The organism is Streptomyces xiamenensis (genome assembly GCF_000993785.3).
Lineage (GTDB): Bacteria > Actinomycetota > Actinomycetes > Streptomycetales > Streptomycetaceae > Streptomyces > Streptomyces xiamenensis.
The window spans coordinates 2,789,102-2,804,592 of the sequence record NZ_CP009922.3; the positions used below are offsets into that span (position 1 = coordinate 2,789,102).

General features: G+C 71.8%; 15 protein-coding genes and 3 tRNA genes. 11 read left to right on the forward strand and 7 right to left on the reverse strand.

The genetic code is table 11. The annotated features are described in order from the left end of the window. Positions 1–2: 2 nt before the first annotated feature. On the reverse strand, positions 3–638 hold the full coding sequence (upp, locus tag SXIM_RS12710) for a uracil phosphoribosyltransferase (protein ID WP_030732306.1): 636 nt from the start codon (positions 636–638) through the stop codon (positions 3–5). Between the two features lie 148 nt (positions 639–786). Here upp and SXIM_RS12715 point away from each other — a divergent pair, with 148 nt between their 5' ends. The 6 genes from SXIM_RS12715 to SXIM_RS12735 all read left to right on the forward strand — a co-directional run bounded on the left by SXIM_RS12715 (position 787) and on the right by SXIM_RS12735 (position 4,189). Next, positions 787–1,350 carry a tRNA adenosine deaminase-associated protein gene (locus SXIM_RS12715; RefSeq protein WP_030732309.1) on the forward strand — a complete coding sequence of 188 codons (564 nt, stop codon included), beginning with the start codon at positions 787–789 and terminating at the stop codon, positions 1,348–1,350. Between the two features lie 21 nt (positions 1,351–1,371). Beyond that, positions 1,372–1,896: a tRNA adenosine(34) deaminase TadA gene (gene tadA, locus SXIM_RS12720; RefSeq protein ID WP_078635472.1), complete on the forward strand. Its 525-nt coding sequence runs from the start codon at positions 1,372–1,374 to the stop codon at positions 1,894–1,896. A 10-nt stretch (positions 1,897–1,906) separates the two neighbouring features. Then, positions 1,907–1,993, forward strand: a tRNA-Ser gene (locus SXIM_RS12725). A 72-nt stretch (positions 1,994–2,065) separates the two neighbouring features. Continuing rightward, positions 2,066–2,236 (forward strand): hypothetical protein, encoded by a 171-nt coding sequence (locus tag SXIM_RS27415; protein ID WP_158708025.1) that lies wholly within the window; start codon positions 2,066–2,068, stop codon positions 2,234–2,236. A 115-nt stretch (positions 2,237–2,351) separates the two neighbouring features. After that, positions 2,352–3,134: an RNA polymerase sigma factor SigF gene (locus SXIM_RS12730; RefSeq protein WP_030732314.1), complete on the forward strand. Its 783-nt coding sequence runs from the start codon at positions 2,352–2,354 to the stop codon at positions 3,132–3,134. Positions 3,135–3,334: 200 nt separating this feature from the next. Beyond that, on the forward strand, positions 3,335–4,189 hold the full coding sequence (locus SXIM_RS12735) for an RNA polymerase sigma factor SigF (RefSeq protein WP_030732317.1): 855 nt from the start codon (positions 3,335–3,337) through the stop codon (positions 4,187–4,189). A 47-nt stretch (positions 4,190–4,236) separates the two neighbouring features. On the opposite strand, the gene SXIM_RS12740 is transcribed toward SXIM_RS12735, so the two are convergent. Then, positions 4,237–4,440, reverse strand: coding sequence for a hypothetical protein (locus SXIM_RS12740; RefSeq protein ID WP_030732318.1), 204 nt, complete (start codon positions 4,438–4,440; stop codon positions 4,237–4,239). 130 nt (positions 4,441–4,570) lie between these two features. Between SXIM_RS12740 and SXIM_RS12745 the strand changes: the two genes are divergently transcribed. Genes SXIM_RS12745 through SXIM_RS12755 form a run of 3 tightly spaced genes read left to right on the forward strand, consistent with a single transcriptional unit; the run spans position 4,571 to position 7,205 of the window. Continuing rightward, a complete protein-coding gene (locus tag SXIM_RS12745) occupies positions 4,571–5,860 on the forward strand; it encodes a family 16 glycosylhydrolase (protein WP_174864316.1) in 1,290 nt (429 codons plus the stop codon). A gap of 25 nt (positions 5,861–5,885) precedes the next feature. After that, positions 5,886–6,308, forward strand: a complete 423-nt coding sequence (locus SXIM_RS12750; RefSeq protein WP_030732324.1) for a Rieske (2Fe-2S) protein — start codon at positions 5,886–5,888, stop codon at positions 6,306–6,308. Positions 6,309–6,332: 24 nt separating this feature from the next. Next, on the forward strand, positions 6,333–7,205 hold the full coding sequence (locus tag SXIM_RS12755) for an LLM class F420-dependent oxidoreductase (RefSeq protein ID WP_030732327.1): 873 nt from the start codon (positions 6,333–6,335) through the stop codon (positions 7,203–7,205). A 981-nt stretch (positions 7,206–8,186) separates the two neighbouring features. On the opposite strand, the gene SXIM_RS12765 is transcribed toward SXIM_RS12755, so the two are convergent. Then, positions 8,187–8,259: transfer RNA gene (locus SXIM_RS12765), tRNA-Arg, on the reverse strand. A gap of 132 nt (positions 8,260–8,391) precedes the next feature. Beyond that, positions 8,392–8,481, reverse strand: a tRNA-Ser gene (locus SXIM_RS12770). A 137-nt stretch (positions 8,482–8,618) separates the two neighbouring features. Between SXIM_RS12770 and SXIM_RS12775 the strand changes: the two genes are divergently transcribed. Together SXIM_RS12775 and SXIM_RS12780 are read left to right on the forward strand one after the other, a co-directional pair. Next, positions 8,619–9,014 (forward strand): SSI family serine proteinase inhibitor, encoded by a 396-nt coding sequence (locus SXIM_RS12775; protein WP_030732334.1) that lies wholly within the window; start codon positions 8,619–8,621, stop codon positions 9,012–9,014. Between the two features lie 90 nt (positions 9,015–9,104). Continuing rightward, on the forward strand, positions 9,105–12,299 hold the full coding sequence (locus SXIM_RS12780; RefSeq protein WP_046724033.1) for a response regulator: 3,195 nt from the start codon (positions 9,105–9,107) through the stop codon (positions 12,297–12,299). Positions 12,300–12,396: 97 nt separating this feature from the next. Here SXIM_RS12780 and SXIM_RS12785 read toward each other — a convergent pair whose 3' ends face one another. The 3 genes from SXIM_RS12785 to SXIM_RS12795 form a co-directional block, all read right to left on the reverse strand. After that, a complete protein-coding gene (locus tag SXIM_RS12785; protein ID WP_046724034.1) occupies positions 12,397–14,064 on the reverse strand; it encodes a long-chain fatty acid--CoA ligase in 1,668 nt (555 codons plus the stop codon). A gap of 193 nt (positions 14,065–14,257) precedes the next feature. Then, positions 14,258–14,803 (reverse strand): SigE family RNA polymerase sigma factor, encoded by a 546-nt coding sequence (locus tag SXIM_RS12790; RefSeq protein ID WP_030732344.1) that lies wholly within the window; start codon positions 14,801–14,803, stop codon positions 14,258–14,260. Between the two features lie 333 nt (positions 14,804–15,136). Next, positions 15,137–15,457, reverse strand: coding sequence for a hypothetical protein (locus SXIM_RS12795; RefSeq protein ID WP_030732346.1), 321 nt, complete (start codon positions 15,455–15,457; stop codon positions 15,137–15,139). Positions 15,458–15,491 lie beyond the last annotated feature (34 nt).

Consider the following 15,491-nt stretch of genomic DNA (forward strand, 5'->3'; position numbering starts at 1 on the left):
CGTCAGCCGGCCGTCCCGTACAGCCGGTCGCCGGCGTCGCCCAGGCCCGGCACGATGTAGCCCAGCTCGTTCAGCCGCTCGTCGAGCGCCGCCGTCACCACCGTGACCGGCGCTCCGGCCAGCTCGCGCTCCATCAGCTCCACGCCCTCCGGGGCGGCCAGCAGACAGATCGCGGTCACGTCGTCGGCGCCGCGCTCGATCAGGTCCCGGATCGCCGCCACCAGCGTGCCGCCGGTCGCCAGCATCGGGTCCAGCACGTACACCTGGCGCCCCGACAGGTCCTCGGGCATCCGCGAGGCGTACGTCGCCGCCTGCAGCGTCTCCTCGTCCCGGACCATCCCCAGGAAGCCCACCTCGGCGGTCGGCAGCAGCCGCACCATGCCATCGAGCATCCCCAGACCCGCCCGTATGATCGGCACGACGAGCGGCTTGGGGTGTGACAGGCGCACCCCCGTCGTCGCGGCCACGGGGGTGGTGATGTCCACGAGTTCGGTGCGGACGTCACGGGTCGCTTCGTACGCCAGCAGGGTGACCAGCTCGTCAGCCAGCCGCCGGAAGGTGGGGGAATCGGTGCGCTCGTCGCGCAGCGTGGTCAGCTTGTGCGCCACCAGCGGGTGGTCGACGACATGGGTCCGCATGAGTGCGACAGTACCGAATGCCCCGGACACTCCGGCTGCCGGGCGGATGCGGAATATTCCGCGGGTGAACTGCCGGGTTACCCGACAGGGCACCCCTTTTCTGCCACGATGCTGAGTGGCAGAGCCAGACCGAGTGGGGAGAGTCACGGTGTACTTCACCGCACTGCTCGCGCGGACCGATGATGGTTGGGAAGCGAGTGATACCGAGTTCGACGATGTGGAGAGCCTGGACGAGTTGGCCGATCTGGCCCGGGAGGCAGCTCCCGATGACGACACCGTCCTGGTCTGCATCGAGCAGGAGGGCGTCTGGTTCGGCATCGTCCGGATCGATGGCGAGGACGATCCACGCGTCTTCGTCTCGGACGCCGCACGGGCCATGCGCAGCGCGTACGGCGAGATCCTGCTGACGGACGAACTGCTGGGCCGGGAGGCGGCGGAAGCCGACATGCTGGCCCTCGATGACCTGGACGAGCCCGCGGACGACGAGGTCGGGGCCGGCCGGGACACGGACAACGACGAGACCGGCGCCGGCGGCGCCCTGGACGGCGACACCGATCCGGACGAGGTGCCGCGCGGCCCGGTCGGGGACGCGGGCCTGCTGGCCGATCTCGGCATCGACGCCGGGACCGTGCTCACGCTCTCCGCCGACGACGCGCTCGGCGAGATCGCCGAGACGCTGGGCGCGGCGGATGTGCTGGAGGCCGTCAGGTGACCGCCCGGGGTGCCGCGCGGGATGGGTGACGGAACGGCTGGTGGCCCGCCGTACCCCGCAGACCCCGCGGACCCCCTGCGCGATCCCTGGATCCCCGCGATGCGGCAGGCCATGACCCTGGCCGGCACGGCGGGCGCGGCCGGTGACGTACCCGTCGGGGCACTGGTGCTCGGCCCCGGCGGGCCGGACGGCGCGGCCGTGCTCGGCCGGGGTTTCAACGAGCGGGAGGCCACCGGGGACCCGACCGCGCACGCCGAGGTGCTGGCGCTGCGCGAGGCGGCCGGGCATCTCGGCGACTGGCGGCTGACCGGCTGCACGCTGGTGGTCACGCTGGAGCCGTGCACGATGTGCGCGGGGGCCATCGTGCTCTCCCGGGTGGAGCGCGTCGTGTACGGCGCCAGGGACGCCAAGACGGGTGCCGCGGGCTCGCTGTGGGACGTCCTGCGCGACCGGCGGCTCAATCACCGGCCCGAGGTCATCGGTGGCGTGCTGGAGGCGGAGACCGCGGGCCTCCTCACGGAATTCTTCCGGCGCGGCGGATGCTAAGCTTCCGCACGGTAGCGTGTCCGAGCGGCCTAAGGAGCTCGCCTCGAAAGCGAGTGTGGGGGCAACTCCACCGAGGGTTCAAATCCCTCCGCTACCGCGTGTGTGCGACGGGCCCGACCCCCTTCCGGGGGCTCGGGCCCTCGCCGTATCCGCGGGAGGTGGCGCCGCTGTGACGCTGGAACGCACCCGTCGGCTGCTGCTCTTCGCCCTGCTGGTGTTCGTGCTGTACGCGGTGATCGCGGAGCCGGGGCGGGCGGCGGACTTCGCGGCGATGACGATCGAGGCCGTGTCGGGGGCCGCGCTCGGGGTGGGCCGGTTGGTGGCCTCCCTGGTCCACTGACGCCCGGGGCACGGCGATCAACACGTCGTGCTCAGGTGCTTGCACACAGTGGACATGTCTTGTGATGCTATGACCGCTTTTGCCGTTGATTGAAACGTGAAAGGTCGGTCGGCTGGTGGCGGTGACGCAGACCCGGGGCGCCCAGGCACGGGCGCTGACGCAGGCGCTGTTCGAGCAACTGGACCGGCTGGAGGCCGGCACCGCCGAGCACGCCCGGGTCCGGGGAGCGCTGATCGAGGCCAATGTGCCGCTGGTGCGGTACGCGGCCCTGCGCTTCCACAGCCGCAACGAACCGATGGAGGACATCGTCCAGGTCGGGACGATCGGGCTGATCCACGCGATCGACCGGTTCGACCTGGAGCGGGGGGTGCAGTTCCCCACCTTCGCGATGCCCACCATCGTGGGCGAGATCCGCCGCTACTTCCGTGACAGCGTGCGCTCGGTCCATGTGCCGCGCCGGCTGCACGAGTTGTGGGCCCAGGTACGGGCGGCCACCGAGGAGCTGACGGTGGCGCTGGGGCGGGACCCGAACCCGGCGGAGATCGCCGAGCGGCTCCAGATCCCCGAGGAGGACGTGCTGGCCTCGCTGGAGGCGGGCAGCGCGTACCGCGTCTCGTCGCTGGAGGCGGCGCAGGAGCGCGACGACGGGTCCGCCGGGCTGATCGAGCGGCTCGGGTACGAGGACCCGGAGCTGGCGGGGGTCGAACACCGGGCGCTGGTACGGCATCTGCTGGTGCAGTTGCCGGAGCGCGAGCAGCGCATCCTGCTGCTGCGCTACTACCGCAATCTGACCCAGTCGCAGATCAGCGCGGAGCTGGGCGTCTCGCAGATGCACGTTTCGCGGCTGCTCACCAGGAGCTTCGCGCGGCTGCGTTCCGCAAATCCGATCGACGCGTAACTCGAACGAGGGACCCAACTCCTGGAACTCCGGGCTTCGCTGTGCCGTTTTATCGACATGACGCTACATCGTGTTGATGACATGTGACATTCTGCTAGAACCGCGTTTGCCGTGGCGGCAGCTCCGGTATCCACGAGGGTGACGCCACTTCTCGTACCAAGTGCGCCGCCGTGACCCGTCCACGACCTCAAGGGGGTGGCATGTCCGTAGAACTGGGCAGCTCCAAGGTGCTCACCACAGCCGGCACGCCGCAGGAACCCGAACCGCTCCCCGCCGTACCGCCGACCGAAGGCCTCGACACCCGCACGCTCTCCCGTTCCCTCTTCCAGCGCCTCGCCACCCTGGAGAAGGACAGCCCCGAGCGCGGCTATGTCCGGGACACCCTCATCGAGCTCAACCTGCCGCTCGTGCGGTACGCGGCGGCGCGGTTCCGCAGCCGCAACGAGCCGATGGAGGACATCGTCCAGGTCGGCACCATCGGCCTGATCAAGGCGATCGACCGCTTCGACTGCGAACGCGGGGTGGAGTTCCCCACCTTCGCGATGCCCACCGTGGTCGGGGAGATCAAGCGCTTCTTCCGCGACACCTCGTGGTCGGTACGGGTCCCGCGCCGGCTCCAGGAGCTGCGGCTCGCCCTCACCAAGGCCAGCGACGAACTCGCCCAGCGCCTGGACCGTTCCCCCACCGTCGCCGAACTCGCCGTGTGCCTGGGGGTGTCGGAGGACGAGGTCGTCGACGGCCTCGCCGTCGGCAACGCCTACACCGCCAGTTCCCTGGACTCCCCCGCGCCCGAAGAGGACGGCGGCGAGGGCTCGTTGGCCGACCGGCTCGGCTACGAGGACGGCGCGCTGGAGGGCGTGGAGTACCGCGAGTCCCTCAAGCCGCTGCTGGCGAAGCTGCCCGCGCGCGAGCGGCGGATCATCATGCTGCGCTTTTTCGCCAACATGACCCAGTCGCAGATCGGCGAGGAGGTCGGCATCTCGCAGATGCATGTCTCACGGCTGCTGACGCGCACCCTCGCCCAGTTGCGCGACGGTCTGACGGCCGAGGAATGAGAAACCCGGACCGGCGTCGGGGCGCCGGTCCGGGGACGTGACAGGGGTCAGTTGAAGGCGAGCCAGGCCACGCCGGCGAGCGCGATGACACCCACCACGATGCCCACGATCAGCCCGACACGCGGGCCGGCCGACGCCGACTGCTGGGCGCGCCGCTGCGGCGGCTCCTCGTCGACGAAGGCGCGGAACATCTGGGTGCTGCCCGCCGGATCCTGCTGCGGGTTCTGGGGTGCTTGGGGGTTGTGAGCCATGTCCGGTGACCCTAGCGAACGCCTGCCCACAGGACACAGTCCGGTCCCTTGAGGATGGCTTAACCTCACCCTAAGCCTGGTCTATACCAACACCTTGTCATGCGCAGGGGGAGCCGCTGAAATAAGGGCCATGAAGCGGAGACACGCACTGCGTACCCCCACCCGCCGACTTCTCGCGGCAGGTCTGTCACTGGCCCTGGGCTGGACCGCGCTGACGGCCATGACCGCGACGGCCGACCAGGAAACGGACACCGATGTGTCCACTGCGGCCGTCCTGTTCCACGACGACTTCAACGGCCCCGCCGGCTCGGCCGTCGACAGCTCCAAGTGGCAGCTGGAGACGGGTGACAACAGCGGCAACAACCGCGAGCACCAGTACTACACGCCGGGCAACAACAACGCCGCCCTCGACGGCAACGGCAACCTGGTGATCACCGCCCGCAAGGAGAACCCGAACAACTACCAGTGCTGGTACGGGACCTGCCAGTACACCTCGGCCCGGATGAACACGGCCGGAAAGTTCACCACGACGTACGGCAAGGTCGAGGCCCGCATCAAGCTGCCGCGCGGGCAGGGCATCTGGCCCGCGTTCTGGATGCTGGGCAACGACATCGGCCAGATCGGCTGGCCGGCCAGCGGCGAGATCGACATCATGGAGAACATCGGCCGCGAGCCCGGCACGGTGCACGGCACCCTGCACGGCCCCGGCTACTCGGGCGGCGGCGGCATCGGCGCCTCGTACACCCTGCCCGGCGGGCGGGCCTTCGCCGACGACTTCCACACCTTCGCGGTGGACTGGGCCCCCGACCGGATCAGCTGGTCCGTGGACGGCGTCACCTACCAGACCCGCACCCCCGCCGACCTCGGCGGCAACCAGTGGGCGTTCAACAAGCCGTTCTTCATGATCCTCAACCTGGCCGTCGGCGGCGAATGGCCCGGCTACCCGGACGGCAGCACCACCTTCCCGCAGCAGATGATCGTCGACTACGTGACGGTCACCTCCTACGACGGCGGGGGCGACAACGGCGGGGGCAACGGCCGCACCGGCCAGATCTCCGGCCTGGCCGGCAAGTGCGTCGACGTGGCGGGCGCGAACACCGCGAACGGCACCCCGGTCGTCCTGTACGACTGCAACGGTTCCTCGGCGCAGCGCTGGACGGTCCACTCCGACGGCACCCTGCGCGCGCTGGGCAAGTGCCTGAGCCTGGTGGGCAACGCCACCGGCGACGGCACGAAGGTCCACCTGTGGGACTGCACGGGCAACGCGACACAGCGCTGGGCGATCAGCGGCGCGCGGGACATCGTGAACATCTCCGCCGACAAGTGCCTGGACGTTCCCTGGGCGGACCCGGCCAACAACAACCAGCTCCAGATCGCGACCTGCTCCGGGAACGCGGCCCAGAAGTGGACGGCACCCTGATCCGTCCCCGTTCGTTCACCGGGGTATGAGAGCCACGGACAGACCCCTCACACCTCCCAGCCGCCGCGCCCTGATCACGGGCGCGGCGGCGACGGCCGGCACCCTGTGCCTGGCGGCCTGCGGCGCCGGCGGGGACGGCGCGGACAAGAGCACGCCCCCCTCCGAGCTGTCCCTGACCGACGTCCCCGTCGGCGAGGCGGTGGAGGTCGCCACCGCCTCCGGCGAGGAGGCGCTGCTCTACCGCGCCGACGACACGGAGCTCGTGGCCTTCACCGCGGTCTGCACCCACATGGGCGGCAAGGTCACCCCCGAGGGCACCCAGCTCCGCTGCCATCTCCACAACTCGGTCTTCGACGCCGCCACCGGCGAACCCCTCTCGGGCCCCGCCCTCAAACCCCTCCCGCCGCTGGACGTCCGTGTACAAGGGGACGAAATCACCGTCGGCTGAAGCTCGGGATGGCAGTCTTGGCCCATGACGCTGAAGCAGCTGAAGGACACCATCGGCAGGATCGGCATCTGGACCCCCGTGCTCCGCTCGGAGGACCCCGAACGCCGCGCCCAGATCACCGAGGCCGCCACCGAGCTGGACCGCCTCGGCTACGGCGCCATCTGGCTCGGCGGCAGCCCGCACGTGCGGGACACCGTCCCGCTGCTGGAGGCCACCTCCCGGATCGTGGTGGCCACCGGCATCCTCAGCATCTGGAACGACGAGCCGGCCGACGTCGCCCAGGCCTTCAGCCGCGTCAACGCGGCCTTCGACGACCGGCTGCTGCTGGGCCTGGGCGTCAGCCACGCCATCCTCACCGAGCGCTACGAGAAGCCGTACGCCTCGATGCGGGACTTCCTGACCGCCCTGGACGAGGCCACCACCCCGGTCCCCAGGGACCACCGCGTCCTGGCCGCCCTCGGCCCCCGCATGCTGGAGCTGGCCCGCACCGAGTCCGCGGGCGCCCACCCCTACCTGGTCACGGCGGAGCACACGGCGCAGGCCCGCGAGGCTCTCGGCCCGGACGCCCTGCTCGCCCCCGACCTGAAGGTCGTCCTGGACGACGACGCCCCCCGCGCCCGCGAGACGGCCCGCACCTACCTGGCCCGCTACCTGGCCCTCCCCAACTACACGAACAACCTCCAGCGGCTGGGCTTCACCACCGAGGACTTCGAGAACGGCGGCTCGGACCCCCTCCTCGACGCCGTCTTCGCCCTGGGCTCCCCGGCCGACATCGCCGCCAAGGTCGAAACCTTCCACGCGGCCGGCGCGGACCACGTCGCCCTGAACGTGGTCACCCGGAACGAAGAAGAAATCCCCCTCCCCCAATGGCACACCCTGGCCGAAGCCCTGCTGTGAGAGGTCCGCATCGCCGGGTTCGCACTCCGGCTGACCTCAGCACACTGTGCTCTGACTGCCGAGGCCCATCTCCTCTTCGACGCACGGTCCGAGAGTCGCCAATGACGACGGCTACCGCCGATGCAGGAGCCGCTCATACAGGACGAGGAGGGGCGCGACGTAGCCCAACGCTTCGGGCGCGGAGGTCTGCCCGCTGCCGATCAGGACAACTCCCGCCGCCAGGGCCGTGCTGTAGACGATGGCCGTCGGTAACGGCGCGACGGTCTGATGATCTTGCCCTCGCTGAGCCATAAAGTTCTCGGCGCCTCTCTGACAGGAGCCCAGCCACCCGTCTCCCGATCACAGCAGACGGGTGGCTTCAGCTTTCTCTCCGCCGCGCAGTCCCCGCGCAGCGTGCGGCTCATACTGCACCAGCCCACCCCGTGTCCGCAAACCAGCCACCCGCAACATCGAAGGTTGACATGGCCTTGAGCCTTCGATTGCACGCACCGACTTGCGCAAGTCCACATGTCTAACCTTGGAATCCAAGGTCTTCGGCAAGCACCAGGGCGCGCTGGACCGCTGCGGCCAGCACCCTGGGCGGACGGCCACGGGCACGGTCATCACACCAGCACGGCAGGCCCCCTCGGAACCCTCAGGCAAAGCTGCGCCAGCCGCCGGTCGGCTCGACCCCTGCCGACCCGAATCCCGACAGGGACGCAACCCTCCAGGACCTACGGACAGTCGGACTTGAAGCCGAAGACCACAACAGGTCGGGCTAGATGTCACGGCTGAAGGCTGCAGCGGCACGGACGACGTGCCCCCTCGAAAGCACCGCCGCGAACGAGGCTTCCGGCCGGCGCACCATGCCTGTTGACGGCCGAAGATGACGCCGGTTGGCTTTGGGTGGGCCGCCCGGCGCACCGGGCGGTCGGACAGACCGGGCTTGGTCACTCTTGGCATGAAAAAGCCCCGTTCCGGTGGGAACGGGGCTTCATTCTGTGCGCTCGGCAGGATTCGAACCTGCAACCTTCTGATCCGTAGTCAGATGCTCTATCCGTTAAGCTACGAGCGCCTGCGGCCCTTGCGGACCGGCTTGCGGGGACAACATTACATGACCTGCGGCCGGGGGGGAAATCCGTTCGTCCAGCCCCTCTGAGCTGGGCAAACACACCAAAGCCCTGGTCCTTGGGACCAGGGCTCACGGCGGAGGCTCCGGGATTTGAACCCGGGATGGGGGGTTACCCCAAACCGCATTAGCAGTGCGGCGCCATAGACCAGACTAGGCGAAGCCTCCTCGCACACGGTGCGTGGCACATGATGCCACAGGCGTGGCGGGGTCAGCCAATCCGTTCCGCAACGATCCGGGGGGACGGGCGTTAGGCACGGCGGCGGGGAGTACCCCGTCCGGAGTCGATCGTCCTGGAGGCCCCCGTGTACAGCAGTTCCCTCGCCGCCCTCGTTCTCGCCGCTCTGGCCGGCACCGCGCAGCCGCAGCCGGCGCCCGCGCCCACCCACGAGCTGACGATCACCGTAAGCGATCACGGGTCGGCCGACGGCGTCCAGCGGCTCCGCTGCTCGCCGGCCGGCGGGGACCACCCGCGGGCGGCCGACGCCTGTGCCGCCATCGAGGCCGCGCGGACGCCGTTCGCGCCGCTCGCCGAGGGCACCCTGTGCACCCGCGTCTACGGCGGACCGGCCACCGCGCGGGTCGAAGGGGTGTGGGACGGGCAGCGGGTGGCCGCCGAGTTCAGCCGCACGGACGGGTGTGAGATCGCCCGCTGGGACGCCCTCGTCCCCGCCCTGCCGCGGGTCGGCAACCACTCCTGAACAGCGCTTCCACGAACACACCACCGCGCCGGGGACCGCTGGCCGTAGACTCCCCCTAACGACTGGCACGGGCTAGGGAGGAACGACGTCGTGAGCAGCAGGCCAGCGAGAGGCGCTGCTCGCCTCGCCGCCATACTCGACGCGCTGCCGGACGCGCTGTTGCTCGTCAACGGCAACGGCACCGTCGTCAACGCCAACGCCATCGCGATGGAGACCCTGGAGGTCCCCGGCGCGCCCCTCATCGGACGCGGACTGCTCGACATCGTCCCGGACTTCGATCCGCGGCGTATCCCGGGCTCCATGCGCCGTCCCGAGGAGGATCCCGCCGCGCGCACCAAGCCGACCCGCATGGTCGCGCGGCGCACGGACGGCGTCGAGTTGCCGGTGGAGGTGACCAGCGCCGGGCTCAACAACCGGCACGCGCACTACGCCTCGGCCGTCGAGGCCGCGTTCACCGATGACTACTCGGGCGAGGAACTGCTGGTCCTGGTGGTGCGGGACCTGTCCGGGACCCTGGACACCGAGGCCGAACTCGTCCGCCAGCAGCGGCAGACGGAGATGATCCTGCGGGCCGCCTCCGAGGGCGTGGTGGGGGTGGACACGGCGGGCCGCATCGTGCTCGTCAATCCGGCCGCCGCGCAGATCCTCGGGCACCGGGCCAGCCAGCTCGGCGGCCAGGAACTGCACCCGCTCATCCAGCACTCGCGCGCCGACGGCAGCCCGCTGCCGTACGAGGAGACCCCGCTGCACGACACGCTGCACTCCGGGCGCAAGCACCGGGTGCGCGGCCGGGTGCTGTGGACCAAGGACGGCCGCGCGGTGCCGGTGGATCTGACCACCGCGCCCGTCCGGGACGGGCAGCAACTGGTGGGCGCGGTGCTCACGTTCACCGACCGGCGCCCGTATGACGCGCTCGTCGCCCGGCACGTGCAGTTGCAGTCCGTGCTCAGCGAGAGCCTGCGCGGCCCGCTGGAGCAGTTGCGCGACGAACTCACCACGCTGGCCGCCGATCCGGCCGGGCAGCTGTGGCCCGAGGCCAATCAGCTGCTGCACCATCTGGCCGCCGGGTACGCCCGGATGACCACGCTGGTCGACAACGTGCTCAGCTACCAGCGCCTGGACGAGGGCACCGAGAAGCTGTCCCTGGAGAAGGCGTCGCTGGACGAGGTCGTGGCGGCCGGGGTGGAGGGCGCGACCGAGCTGATCGGCCCGGGCCGGGTGCAGTTCGCCGTGCACGCCCCGCCGATCGACGCCGAGGTGGACCCGGAGCGGCTGGCGCAGGCGCTGGCCCATCTGATCGCCGATGTGGCCGGGGTGGACGCCACCGGCCGCGGCGGCGGCGGGGACGCCACGATCGTGGTGGCCGCGGCACAGCGCGGGGATGTCGTACGGATCGAGGTACGCGGGCCCCGTCCCGGCGGCGGCGCGGTGCACGAGCCGATCGTGCGCGGGATCGTGCGGCAGCACGGCGGCGTGCTCCAGACGCATCAGGTGCCGGGGGCGGGCGGCAGCGCGTATGTGCTGGAGGTTCCGGTCTCCGGCGGGGACGGCGCGGGCGCGCCCCAGGCCGTCGGTACGGGCGTGGGAGCGGGCCGGGACGCCAGCGGTGACACCACGGTGATGCCGGTGCCCGCGCAGCCCGCGCGCGGGACGCAGGCCAAGAAGAAGCAGCCGCAGCCGGCGGCGGAGGCCGAGGCCGAGGCGCCCAGTGGGCGGCGTCGGCGGCAGGGGGAGGCGCTGCCCGCGCTCCCCCCGGGGCCGACGCCCGCTCCCGCGCCCGCGCCCGTGCCGGTGCCCGCGGCGCTGCCGGCGGCGGGGCCCGAGGAGCCGGAGGGGCAGGGCGGCACGCTGGGCGGTCGCCGCCGGCGCGCGCTGGGCCCGGTGCCGGCCGCCGGGCCCGAGCCGGAGATTCCCCAGCAGTCGACGGGCCCCTCCGGCGAGGCGCCGACCGGGCGCCGTCGCCGGGCCAATCCGGGCGAGGGCCAGGGCGCGGAACCCCAGGGGCCCGTGCCCGCCCCGGCACCCGCGCCGGAGGTGGAGGCGGAACCCGAACCGCAGCCCGTCGAGCACTCCGTCGTCGCGGCCAGCCCGATTCTGGACGGCAGCGCCCCGCAGAACGCCCTGCCCGTACGCCAGCCCCGCGCCCTGCCGATGCCCGGCAGCGACCGGGCCGGCAAGCCGGACGCCCGGGCGGCCGTGAGTGTGCAGACGCTCGGCCAGGGCGTCCCGGTGCACACTCCGCCGCAGGGCACCGGCGCCGCCGGGACGGGGACGCATCCGGGCCGCCGCCGCAAGCTCGCTGCCCCGCCCGCCGAGATCGAGCCGCCGCAGCCCGCGGGTCCGGAGGGCGCCGCCGCACCCGCCGAGGCCCGTGCCGTGGGCGCGGCCCGGCAGGCGGCGCAGAATGTGACGGGCGGCGGGCGGGAGTTCGCCATCAGCGCCCCGGCGGCCGGTGCCGCCGAGGGCCCGGAGCCGCTGGACGGTCCAGGCGGCGCGGTGGAGGTCACCGAGGGGCGCCCGGGCGGCGCCCCGCGGGTGCCCGCCCCGGCCGATGACGAACTGCCGCCGGAGCCACTGGACAATCCGCGCCGGCTGCTGGTGTGGCCCGAGCCGGACCCCTCCACCCAGCAGGCGCTCACCGAGCGCGGCTACCGTCCGGTCCTGGTGCACTCGCGTGAGGAGGTCGACGCGCAGATCGCCGCCTACCCGGCCGCGCTGTTCGTCGATCCGCTGACCGGCCCGATCACCCGCACCGCGCTGCAGTCGCTGCGGCAGGCGGCGGTGGCCGCCGAGGTGCCGGTGCTGGTGACGGCCGGTCTCGGCCAGGCCAGCCGGGAGGCGGCGTACGGTGCCGATCCGGCCGTCCTGCTGAAGGCGCTGGCACCGCGCGACAGCGAGCAGCATCCGCCGCGCGTCCTGCTGGTGGAGGAGCAGCCCGCCATCGCCCAGGCGCTGGCCATGTCCCTGGAGCGGCGCGGTATGCAGGCGGCGCACGCCGTCTCGGACGCCGAGGCGATGGAGGTGGCGGCGCAGATCCGGCCGAACCTGGTGGTGATGGACCTGAACCAGGTCCGCCGTCGCCGGGCCGGCATCATCGACTGGCTGCGCATCAACGGGCTGCTGAGCCGTACCCCGTTCGTCGTCTACACGGCGGCCGAGATGGACCCGGCGCAGTTGCCGCAGCTGGCCTCGGGCGAGACGGTGCTGTTCCTGGCGGAGCGGTCCACCCATCCCGAGGTGCAGAGCAAGATCGTGGATCTGCTGACCAAGATAGGCGCACACTAGGCCCCTGTCCGGCGCGGGCACGGCGCCTGCCGGGCCCGCGCCTCCGCACGCCGTGTGGCGTGGGGAGACGCAGCCGGCCGGGCGGTGCCCCGCGCGGTCAGCGGGGGGCCGGGGCGAGGGTGGTGACCGTCAGGTCGCCCGCCGCCTGGCGGGCTCGCAGCACCTTCTTGTCGTACTTGCCGACGCTGGTCTTGGGGACCTCCTCGATGGTCGTCCAGTGTTCCGGGAGCTGCCAGCGGGCGAGCCGTTCGCCGAGGAAGGCACGCAGCGCGGCGTAGTCCACCTCGCCGGTGGTGACGGGGACGACGCAGGCGAGCGGGCGTTCGCCCCACCGTTCGTCGGGCACGGCGACCACGGCCGCCTCCCGTACCTCGGGGTGGCCCATCAGCAGCCCTTCCAGCTCCACGGAGGAGATCCACTCGCCGCCCGACTTGATCACGTCCTTGGCGCGGTCGGTGAGGGTGAGGTAGCCGTCGGGGCTGATGGTGCCGACGTCGCCGGTGCGCAGCCAGCCGTCCGGGCTGAAGCGGTCGGCGGGGCGCTCGGGGCCGGTGGCGCCGGCGCCGCCGTAGTAGCCGCCGGCGATCCAGGGGCCGCGCACCTCCAGTTCGCCGGCCGCCGTGCCGTCCCAGGGCATCTCGGCGCCGTCCGGGCCGATCAGGCGGGCCTCGACGCCGGCCGGGAAGCGGCCCTGGCTGAGCCGGTAGGGCCACTCCTCCTCGGGGGTGAGGCCGGGCGGCGGCTGGGAGGTGGTGCCCAGGGGGGAGGTCTCGGTCATGCCCCAGGCGTGGGCGACGCGTACGCCGTACCGCTCGTCGAGGGTGCGCATCAGGCTTTCGGGGCAGGCGGAGCCGCCGATGGTGACGGATGCGAGGGCGGAGATGTCGCGGGGGCGTTCGGCGAGTTCGTGGACGAGGGCCTGGAAGATGGTGGGGACGGCGGCGGCGTGCCGGGGGCGTTCGGCGGCGATCATGTCGGCGAGGGGCCCCGGCTGGAGGAACCGGTCGGGCATCAGCAGGCTGAAGCCGGAGAGCAGGGCGGCGTGCGGCAGGCCCCAGGAGAGCACGTGGAACTGCGGGACCACGGCCAGGGAGACGTCACCGGCGGTGAGGGCCATCGACTCGGCCGTGTTGACCTGCATGGAGTGCAGGTAGATGGACCGGTGCGAGTAGACGATGCCGCTGGGGTCCCCGGTGGTGCCGGAGGTGTAGCACAGGGCGGCGGCGGCGCGTTCGTCCAGGTCGGGCCACGGGTAGGTGGTGGGGCGGCCGGCGATCAGTTCCTCGTAGTCGTGGACGCGGGCCCGGGTGCCGTCCAGGAGTGAGGTGTCGCCGGGGCCGCTGACCACGATGTGCTCGACCCGGTCGAGGGCGGGGAGCAGGGGCGCGAGCAGTGGCAGGACCGAGCCGTTCGCGATGATCACGCGGTCGTCCGCGTGCTGGATGATGAAGCTCAGCTGGTGGGCGGGGAGCCGCAGGTTGAGGGTGTGCAGGACGGAGCCCATGGCGGGGATCGCGAAGTACGCCTCGACATGCTCCGCGTTGTTCCACATCAGGGTGGCGGCGGGCTGCCCGGGGCGCACACCCAGCTCCCGCAGACCGTGGGCCAGCTGGGCGGCGCGGGCGCCGATCTCGGCGTAGGTACGGCGCCGGGGCGTGGCCGGGTCACCGGTCCAGGTGATCACCTGGGAGCCGCCGTGGATGCGCTGCCCGTGGCGCAGTATGCGTGTGACGGTGAGCGGTACGTCCTGCATCGTGCTGAACACCGGAGCCTCCCGAGGTCACTCTGAGTAACATCATGATGCCTCGGCAGTCTGACAGTGTGGACGCGATCTGTCAGGAGGGTGTGCGGGACGCGCTGCCCGCGCGGGGGTTCCCGGCGGACGGCGGCCGGGGGTGCCCGGCGGGAGATCCGGGTCACGCGGGCCCGATCGGGCGGCCCCGGTCAGGAGGCCCGGGTCAGGCGGCGAGCACCTGGGGGCGGGTGACGGCCACCAGCTCGGTGTCCTCGCGCAGCTTGGCCAGTGCCCGGGAGACGGCGCTCTTGACGGTGCCGACCGACACCCCGAGCAGCTCGGCGGTGGCGGCCTCACTCATGTCCTCGTAGTACCGCAGGACGACCATGGCCCGCTGCCGCTCGGGCAGCTTGCGCACGGCCTGCCACATGGCCTCGCGTATCGCCTGCTGCTCGGCCGGGTCGGGCTCGGGCAGCGGGTCGGGCTCTGGCAGCTCGTCCACCGCGTACTCGTCGACGCGGCGCTTGCGCCACTGCGAGGTGCGGGTGTTCACGAGCGCGCGCCGGACGTAGCCGTCCAGGGCGCGGTGGTCCTCGATGTTCTCCCACGCCACGTACGTCTTGGTCAGCGCGGTCTGGAGCAGGTCCTCGGCGTCGCTGGGGTTGGCGGTCAGCGAGCGGGCCGTACGCAGCAGCACGGGGCCGCGTGCCTGCACGTAGGAGGTGAAGGTCAGCGGCGTCCCCGACTGGGCCGTCCTGGGCGTGGTCATGGAAACCAACGTAGGCGGGGGCACCCCCTCACCGGATCGGCCACAGGTCGCGATGAGGTATCCGCCCCAGGGAGTAGAGGTGGTCCTGGCAACACCTCCCAGGGGTGGAGGAGCGGTGCGTGTCTCCTCAGGGGTCATCAGGGATCTCCCTGGTGATCGGGATGACCGTCCGCAACCGTGCGCGAGCGGACGTGATCGGGGACATGACCACAGACATGACCGTGCGGCCGTACCTTCCGGTACGGCCGCACGGCCTGCCCCTGCCCGGTCACCCTCTGATGGCGCACCCCGGTGGGCCGTGGCCCGGGGGGTGGGCTCAGTGGGCCCGACGGTTCACCACAGAGGGCTGAAGATCAGCTGGAAGTTCGTGGTGTCCTGGTCGATCGCCACGAAGCCCGCGTCCTTCACCTGGGCGGCGTTGCTCTGGTTGGTGGCTCCGGTTCCGGTGGCACCCTGCTGGATGGTGCCGGAGTTGCCGGTGTTGATGCCGGCCACCCCGCTGCCCACGGTGCTGATGGCGGTCGCGTCGGAGGCGACACCCGCCAGGGCGCCACTGTCGCCTACCAGCGCGTGGGCGGTGCCACCGAGCAGACCTACCGCCAGCGGGACCGACGCGGCGGCAGCGATGACACGGGCGGTGCGGATGCTTGCCATGGAATTCCTCCAGTGAACCGAAGTGGTTGTTGAG